Annotated in this window: 4 protein-coding genes; 2 read left to right on the forward strand and 2 right to left on the reverse strand. The window is 59.3% G+C overall.

Annotated elements, in window-relative coordinates; translation table 11 throughout:
- Positions 1-8: 8 nt before the first annotated feature.
- Both HNO81_RS20460 and drmB read left to right on the forward strand, forming a co-directional pair.
- Positions 9-3,221, forward strand: coding sequence for a helicase-related protein (locus HNO81_RS20460; protein ID WP_217509458.1), 3,213 nt, complete (start codon positions 9-11; stop codon positions 3,219-3,221).
- Positions 3,214-5,304, forward strand: coding sequence for a DUF1998 domain-containing protein (gene drmB / locus HNO81_RS14390; protein WP_175318788.1), 2,091 nt, complete (start codon positions 3,214-3,216; stop codon positions 5,302-5,304). The genes HNO81_RS20460 and drmB overlap by 8 nt, the downstream gene beginning before the upstream one ends.
- A gap of 53 nt (positions 5,305-5,357) precedes the next feature.
- Here the strand turns inward: drmB and HNO81_RS14395 are convergent, their stop codons facing one another.
- Together HNO81_RS14395 and HNO81_RS14400 are read right to left on the reverse strand one after the other, a co-directional pair.
- On the reverse strand, positions 5,358-6,287 hold the full coding sequence (locus HNO81_RS14395) for a protein NO VEIN domain-containing protein (protein WP_175318789.1): 930 nt from the start codon (positions 6,285-6,287) through the stop codon (positions 5,358-5,360).
- A gap of 96 nt (positions 6,288-6,383) precedes the next feature.
- Positions 6,384-8,642, reverse strand: coding sequence for a 3'-5' exonuclease (locus HNO81_RS14400; RefSeq protein ID WP_175318790.1), 2,259 nt, complete (start codon positions 8,640-8,642; stop codon positions 6,384-6,386).

Genomic DNA, 8,642 nt, shown 5'->3' on the forward strand with positions numbered 1-8,642 from the left:
AGCAATAAGTGTCGAAACTCGATGCCAAGTACGCCTTCCGCCGTGAAATGGTGGACCGCCTCGAAACAGATCTTTATGGACCGGGGTCTGCCGACGAACTCATCACGGAACGTCCGCTGGAGCGCTATGTGACGGGAGTACTTTGGCCCGCTGCTGACGATACCTACATCGAAGCCCCTGATGAGCCGGAGTCGGTCGCTGCAGCGTCAGGGGAGGCCTCTGTGGACAGCTCCGTCGCGAACGCCCGCCTGACTTATCCCAGCAGTGTAGGGGTTACCGTCTCCGTTGATACAAACCGTTCCACGTCCGTGGCTGTCACCCCAACCGCAGCGCGGTATACGCCAATAGCTACCGTCAGGGAGAGCGGCAGCAAACGGCGTGACACTTTTGATTGGCAGCGAACCGCCGCTGATCTTCCCGAGATCGAGGTAGATCTTGCTGCATCTGGACCTCAGCGTCACCTGCTTGAAGGCGGCGCCTTGGAGCTGTATGCATTGGTGCGTGCCCCGGAAGATGCTGTTGTTACCGTCACTGTTGTTCTCCGAAACACGCAGCCCAAGCCGGACCCAAGCGCCGACAAGGATGTGGCGTGCTGGTTCCAGGCCGGCGTTTCAGTTCACACGTCAGTCCCGGCGCTGGTAGACCGTTCCAAGCTCCGCACCAGCGTCCCGTCCGACTCCGACTTGGCGTCCTCGGAGCTTCTCTACCGCAACCACATGGTCTTCGGGGCAGGCCACGGGTGCGCAATCGAAGTACAAGACTCCGACGTCGAAGGGCGGCTTTGTCGACGAGTCTCGTCAACGTTTGTCCCCCGGCAAGACGTCCACAGATCCATGGCTGGAGGCAGTGCCGCCAATCTGTCGCTGCCTTTTATGGCAACAGCACCACGTGACGAAGTTGTTGCCGAACTCAGCCGCCTCGCTGAGGACTACTCGACCTGGATCGCGGCATCCACTGCATCTGCAACACAGGACGGGCCAGCGTACGTGCCACCCCACCTGCGCGGAGTCGCGGATGAACACATGAAGCAGGCGGGGATCGCCCACAGTCGCATCAAGGCTGGAATCAGATTGCTCGCCGAGGATGCGAAAGCCTTCGAGGCTTTCCAGCTCGCGAACAAAGCAATGCACATGCAGCGTTCCCGCCAGGACTGGGTACGAAAAGGAGCCAAGGGCGATTTCAATCTCGGCGAGCAGAGCTGGCGCCCCTTCCAGATCGCTTTCATCCTCATCAACCTGCCGTCTCTGACGGACGACCAACACGAGGAGAGGGACGTAGCCGATCTCCTCTGGTTTCCCACGGGTGGTGGCAAAACCGAAGCATATCTCGGGCTTATCGCCTATCTTCTGCTGCTTCGGCGACTTCGCGATACCAGTGTTCGCGGCGTTGCTGTGATCATGCGCTACACGTTGCGACTTCTGACCATCCAACAGTTCGAGCGCGCCGCCATGCTCATCTGCTCGCTGGAATCCGTGCGGCTGGACAACGACAAGCGTCTTGGAGACGCACCATTCAGCATCGGCCTCTGGGTCGGCGGAGGCGCCACCCCGAACGATATTGCGACTGCGAGGACGAATCTCGGAAAGCTCAGGAACAACCAGGAAGTCATCGAAGGCAACCCCAAACAGATAGAAGCATGCCCTTGGTGTGGCACCCGACTCACAGTCGACGACTACCAGATCACCAAGGTACCGACAGATCGCATGACTGTGACGTGCTCCAATCGCTCTTGCGACTTCGCTGGCGGCCTTCCAGTTCATATAGTCGACACGGACGTCTATAGGGAGCGCCCAGAGCTGGTGATCGGCACCGTCGACAAGTTCGCCGGCATGTCTTGGCGGGGCGACATTGCTACCCTTTTTGGACGCCTCTCCCCTACTGACCTGGGCCCGGACCTGATCATCCAGGATGAGCTACACCTTATTTCCGGACCCCTCGGTTCTACCGTTGGATTGTTCGAAACGGCTGTCGACTTGGCTGCCAGTGGCATCGGGCGTGAAGGGGGCTCAGAAGCCAGAAAGCCAAAGATCGTTGCCTCCACGGCTACGATTCGAAGGGCACAAGACCAGATTCGCTCCGTCTTCAACCGACAATCCAGCCTCTTCCCACCCCCGGGTCTTGATCCTGACGACTCCTTCTTTGCCCAGAAGGCTCCCTCCGACCAATTCGGGACACGCCAATACGTTGGAGTGCTCGCGTCCGGCACCAGTCACGCGACGCTGATGGTCCGCACCTACGCCTCGTTGTTGCACTCGGCCAACATTATCGAGGCGGCAACGGCCGAAGACCGTGACCCCTACTGGACGCTAATGGGGTACTTCAACAGTCTCCGTGTTCTTGGCTCCGCTTACCTTCAGGTATACGACGACGTCCGGGCCCGCCTTAATCTACTGGCGAAACGCGAAGGCAGGCTGGAGGGGCGTGGAATTCAACTGAGCGAGCTGACAAGCCGCGTTGAAAACCACAAAATTCCAGAGGCGCTCAAGTCCTTGGAGAAGAGCTTGATGAGTAGCCAGGTCCCTGAAGACGTCGTATTAGCCACGAACATGATCTCAGTTGGCCTGGACGTCGACCGTCTGGGTCTCATGGCAGTCATGGGACAGCCGCAATCAAGCGCGGAGTACATTCAAGCGACGAGCCGCGTCGGGCGACAGCACCCGGGCCTGGTAGTCACCATCTTCAACGCAGCGCGCACACGGGACCGCTCACACTACGAATCGTTCAACGACTTTCATGGAGCTCTGTATCGGGCCGTTGAAGCAACCAGCGCGACGCCTTTTGCAGCCAGATCCAGGGATCGCGGCCTCCACGCAGTCCTAGTATCCGCATTGAGAATGCTTGTGCCCGACCTCCGGACTAGTGCTGGAAATGTACGGAACGAATCGCAGGTAGTTGACCAAGTCCTGTCCCTCGTCGGGAATCGAGTCGCGGAAATCGACAAGTGTTTGGACCAAGATGAGGCACCAGCCACGCGCGAAGAGCTAGAGCGACTTCTGAACATATGGCGGAAAGCAGCCCTCGCTGACGCCGATCTGCCTTACGAGGGCAAGCGGAATTCGCCACGTTCGCTGCTCATCGATTCCAGCAAGGCCCTTGAAGACCCTGATTTCGTCTACAGCACAAGTACCATTCCGTGGCCCACACCCCGCAGTATGCGCGACGTTGACGCAGAGACCGCCCTCCGGCCGGCCCCAATGAGGAAGGATGCCACCCTTGGCTAGAAAGACCTATGCCGCCCGGCGCAGCCAGTTGATCTCCACCTTCGGAGTCGGCAGCCTGTTCCCTGCTGAAAACAACAGCTTCATGATCACCAGCATTGATCAGTGGGACCGGAAGCATTTGAAGCCGGTCATTGAGCCACGTCTGGCTAGAAGCCTGAGAGTGTCTGAGCTCCTCCTGCCCCCGGCGGGAGTTCGCGGAAAGATTCCGGTAGTTCGTTTCCCACAGATGCTTGTCTGTCCGAACTGCGCCCGCCTTGGGAGGGTCCAGCAGTTACAGGCGTCCTACGAGGATCCCAAGTGTGGCCTATGTAAGTCGCTGGCACCACTGACTCCGTCGCGATTCGTCGTCGCGTGCGAGGACGGACATATCGACGACTTTCCCTATTCCTATTGGGTTCATGGTTTCACGCCGACAGAGGATGCCAACCACTTGCTCTCGCTGGCCTCGGAAGGCCGGACATCTTCCCTGGCCGATATGGTGGTCCGGTGCTCGTGCGGAAAATCCCGGACAATGGCCGACGCCTTCAATTCCATCGCCTTGAAGGAAATGAAATGCCAGGGGAACCGGCCGTGGCTGGGCTGGGGATACCGGGAGCGTGAATGCGGTAAGCCTCCAAAGACCGTGCAGCGTGGCGCGTCTAACGTCTGGTTTCCAGTCGTACGATCTGCAATCTCGATTCCGCCCTACTCGGAGTTTCTCGCCAAGGTCGTGACGTCGAAGGCTGCCCAATTAAGCCAGCCCCAGGCACTTGAACCGGCGTCCGCATGGGTTTTGGAGGGCGTTGTTCAGGAGTTTGATGGGCGCTTCTCTGTGGACGAGCTGCGGGCGGAAATCAGACGCCAGTTTCACGGCAGTGAAGAGACTGAGCTCTCGGAAGACCAGCTTCGCGAGCAAGAGTTCCTTGCGCTGATGAACGGCCGGAAGGATAGCCCGGACACGGACTTTGTCGCCGAGAAAGTTGCCGTGCCGGCCGACCACCAGCATTGGATCAAGGCTGCCCGAAAAATCACCCGGCTACGGGAAGTACGTGCACTCTACGGGTTTAGCCGCCTGCAACCGAGAGGCGAGGACAAGCCCGACGCAAAGCTGTCACCGCTCTCCCCTGACGACAACCGACAGAATTGGCTGCCAGCAATCGAGACGCTCGGCGAGGGACTCTTCGTAGCCCTGGACAGGTCACAGGTTGAAGCGTGGGCAAAAACTGACTTTGCCGCAAGCCGGGAAAACACTTTGTGGATCAATGCCAAGCGTGCAGCAAAGCAGCGGGGACTGGACCCCGCCCCTGCGAGCATTGTAGAGACCCTGGTCCACACACTGTCCCACATCATCATTGACCAGCTTTCTCTCGATGCAGGCTACCCGGCATCTTCAATCCGGGAACGTCTCTATGTGGGTCAGGATCAGGTCGGAGTGCTCCTTTACACGGCCTCATCGGACTCGGCTGGCAGCCTGGGCGGCATTGCGGCGCAGGCGAGCCCAAAGCGGCTTGGCCCTGCCCTGGACGAAGGTTTGTTCCGGACGTCATGGTGCTCAGCGGACCCTGTGTGCATCGAATCCCGTGGCTCTGGTACAGATGCCCGTAACCTCGCGGCCTGCCATTGCTGCGTCCTCGTCCCGGAGACCAGCTGCGAACTGTTTAACTCGAATCTAGATCGAGGCACCCTATTCGGCGTGCACGGCCAAATCGGGCTCGGTTTTCTTGAGTGGGCCAAGTTGAATCCGCTGGGAGAGCCTGGCGGTTCAGCTGTGAAGCAATCTGCAGGGCCCGAGCATGTCGACGTTCCCGAAAGCATCCGGCAGAGCGCCTGGCTGACCGTCTTTGCCGAATCCGGTCACGAATTGAAGGAACTGATCCCCGAACTTGTAGAAGTCGAGGTGGAGCTCGGAGACTGGGGGGCAGACATCGGCCCAGACAACCAGTGGCAGGTAGATCTGTTGTGGCCTTCCTCCCGAGTGGCAGTACTCGTGGACCGCGACGACGAACGGGACGACTGGCTCGCGGAGCAGGGGTGGACCACTTATCACACGAAGGACTTCGCGCCTTCTGATCTCGCGGACAAGCTGGCGGACAAGGTTTACTAGGGCCTGATGGGTGGGGGGTCGGGGGTCCGACCCCCACCCATCTCGTAGCAGTTCTAATCCAGGAAGTACTCATAGCTCAAGGGCACGAGGTTTTCGGGCGACGGCGTCCAGTCGGGATACACACTCATCAGCCCGTCTGCGGTAGTGATCTTGCCATCCAGATGGCGCTCCCATGGAATCTCAGCAACGACAACTAAGTCCGTTTGGGCGTACTCGTTGGCATTTGTCACCTCGTTGCGGGTGAGGATGACCTTCTGAACGTGACCTTGCGAGCCCTTGACTTCGACACGGCGAACTTCGTCCCCCCGCACTGCTTCGAGGTCGTAGGACCGGTAGGCTCCGACATCCTCCACCGCGAACCCCAAAGCCGCGTAGTGCCTAATCGCCTGCCGCACGGCCTGCACCTCGATGGCTTTCTTAAGGACGGGATCCGCGCAAAAGCCAGCGTACCGCTGACGCACGCCGTTTTGCCCACTCACAGGAGGTGCAATTAGGGGCCGGTCAAAGCCACCCCAGTCACTATCAGGCAGTAGGTCCGGAGCCGCATCGATGACCTCCGCCGGAAGCTTGAACAGATATCCCTGGTTCGGTTTCAGCCCGCTCCTCGGATGCTCCTGAAACGGAAAATAGATGGTGAACTTGCCACGCCCGGAGTAATCACGTTCAAGTTCGCTCTTAATGCCGAGGATGTCGGACTGATGATCTGCACGGAGATCGGTCAGGAGATAGGGGTGAGGCAAAGGCGTGTAGTTCGTCAGGGGAATCGTGTTTGCGGGCTTCCCGTACCAGTCCCCTGCGCGGGGCTGAAGCTCCCCCGCTACGATCGACGCACCATACATACCGGATTTGAAGCGCATTGGGTTGTTCTTCCCAACCCAATGGAGAACAACATCTCCAACGCGTACATCCTTCATCAAGTCATAACGCGGTGTATCGGGTGCAATGAGCTCGCTCCCCCATGTGTCCACGTTGACCAGTTCCATCCAGTACCGCTGTTTGGCGTCTCCGTCCCACCATCGGGACTTCGTCGCTGTCGATCCTGCCGCCATTTCTCCCCCAATTGCCGTTACGTATGGAAACTACTTTGTACCAAGCAGCTCTGACGGTTTGCCGCTCCATGACACAACAAGCCCATCCCGCGCCCTCGTAGCAGCCACATAGAGGAGCGAACGCTCGCGCAGAAGCGCATCCGCTTGTTCGGCCGGAGCCAGATTCTGCAGCTGGTATGCGGCCGGCATCGACTGATCCGACATGCCGAACAGAACAACTCGAGTGAACTCCATGCCCTTTGATCGGTGCATAGTCATCACTGCCGGCACACCGGAAGCAGCGGCGGATCCGGCAATCCGCGCCTCTAGTCCCCGTTCGTTTAGTCCGCTGATTACCTTGCCAATCTGGAAGTTCGCGCGAACCAGGATGCCGACTGTTTCCAGCGGCACGCCTTCCTCCTGCCATGTCCGCAGCGTCTGGGCGAGGTTGTCCAGCTCCTCCACATAGGATGTTGCCGCGTGTTCCTGCGGCTTCGGTCCCACACGGGAAGACGTATATCCGTTTACGGATTCATCGGTGCCCTCGATGTCCGTGACCGGAATGCCTTTCAGAAGTCCGACGGCGTACGCCAGGTTCTGCTGTGTGGTGCGGTAGTTGAGGGTCAGCCGCCGAGACCTGCCGACAATTCCGATGCCAAAACGGGACAGCGGCACCTTCTGTCCGTAGATGCGCTGGTGGGAGTCCTCTGCAATAAACAGGTCGTCAGGACCCTGCTGCACCAGTTCCCGAAGGAATAGCCAGTGACCTGCATGCAAATCCTGGGCCTCGTCGATAAGAACGTGGTCTGCCATCCGAGTCAGGCCCTTCTCGGCGCGCTGCCTCAGGATCAAAGCTGCGAGGTGTGCCATCTCAACAAAGGAGGCATGCATGTCGATCCGGTTGTAGTACCTGTAGCCCTCGATGACCTTCCATACGGACAGCCTCTTGGCACGATTGAGTGCTGTGCCGCGCCCCGCGCGGGGGACCTTGAGATACTCGTCTTTACCCGCAATGAAGTTTGGCAGCACGACGGTCTCGTATTCCTGCTGAAGGAATGTGGGGTTGGCGAGCTCAGGCTCGAGTTCGTGCTCCACGTCGCTAAGCGCGGATTCCCACTGTTGGCGCGCTCGATCGGCCTCCAGTATCTTGCCCGGAGCTGCAGCCTCAAGGCCAAACAGATCCTTCATCGACTGCCGCTGTTCCACTTCGGAGGCGGCGCGAAAGACCTTGCTGACGAGCGAATCCACGCCGGCAACGTGGATACCCGGCTCGCCGGGCTTCGATGCGCGAGGCAGATCGGCGTCGAGTTTTGCCAGTCCACTCTCAAGCGACTCAGCAAGGGTAGTGGTGTATGTCGTCAGCACTATGCGAGAAGAAGGCTCCGCATGCGCCATCGCCCTTGCCCGGTGTAGCAGCACAACGGTTTTGCCTGTGCCGGCACCGCCGGAAAGCCTGAAGGACCCGCTGTAGCGGCGTTCGGCATAAACGCGCTGTTCGGGGTGAAGGAAGGTACGCCAGGAGTCGAAGTCGCCGCCTTCGATGACCTTCTTCAGTTCTTCGGAGTTGTCCCCCACGAACGTGAACTGCATCTTCGTTGCCGGGTGCTCGAGCGCCCGCTTGATCTTGTCCTCTTCGGACTCTTCCGGGTTGTCGACGTAGCGGCTCAGGGCCAGCTTGTCTTGAACATCCGAAATAGACGTACCCGCGGCAAGCTCCAGCAGCGCAGTGGCCTGCCACTCCGGGGCATCGCCTAGAACATCCAGAAGCTCCTCATCAGAAGAAGCAGCGAAGACTCTGTCCACAAGATCAGCAGCGAGGCCGAGGGTTGCCACCAACTCGCTTTGATCCATTCCGCACGCTGCCAACGGGTTCGTCCAGAGCTGTGGTGATTCGGTCTCTGTCTCCTCCTCAGGAGCCTCAGGCTCGACTACGTCGGCTGGCTCCTCGATGACAGTGTCCGACGGCGGCACGGGAGCCGGCGTTGAGGCACGCACAACCTCGAGAACACCGTTGACCGAGTTCACCTGCAGCACGCTGGATCGGGCGATGTCGATGGCCTGGTCGTGGGGCCATGCACCGTAGTAGAAGTAGTGCGGAATGTTCTCAAAGGCGACCTTGAACAGCACTGCCCGGTAGTTCAAATCGATACGGCCAGTGCGGACGCGAGGGTCGGCAGGCGTATGCATCGGTTCGATATGGAGGCCCGGTGCAGTGTCATCCTTCTGCAACTTCTCAAAGAAGGAGTAGACCTTAGCCTTCATTGCGCCGTCGATCTTGTCCTTCTGCTTGATCCATGTCACGAGTGCCAC

Source organism: Pseudarthrobacter sp. C4D7, assembly GCF_013359725.1.
In the GTDB taxonomy this organism is placed as follows: domain Bacteria; phylum Actinomycetota; class Actinomycetes; order Actinomycetales; family Micrococcaceae; genus Arthrobacter.